Genomic DNA, 319 nt, shown 5'->3' with positions numbered 1-319 from the left:
ACTACCGCCAAAGAATGCCACCACTATCGTATTCAAGGTCGTATATAATACCCCAATGATATTAGAAAGAAATATATCTTTCCCCTCTTCAATTTCTGAAAGTATTCTCCTAATACTAACCCTCTGAATTTTAACCCCTAATTTAATCACCACTATTTGAGCAATTACACATATAATTATGGTTGGCACAGCATATACAATCCCTAGTAAGTAATAATCACTCTCACTTTTAATTAATAACAACATCAATACAAACGTAAATAATTTTGACATTACTGTTAATATCGATATATACATGAGTTTATTTAAACCCCTAAAC

1 protein-coding gene is annotated in these 319 nt (G+C 30.7%); it reads right to left on the bottom strand.

Annotated features, from left to right (window positions below; genetic code table 11):
* The coding region (locus ACSG5Z_RS30070) for an oligosaccharide flippase family protein (RefSeq protein WP_435712766.1) at positions 1–319 on the bottom strand (319 nt) is incomplete at both ends.

The sequence above is a fragment of the Bacillus pretiosus genome (genome assembly GCF_051294775.1).
Lineage (GTDB): Bacteria > Bacillota > Bacilli > Bacillales > Bacillaceae_G > Bacillus_A > Bacillus_A wiedmannii.
Note: the sequence above shows the minus strand (reverse complement) of the source record. Positions and strands in the feature narration are given on the sequence as shown.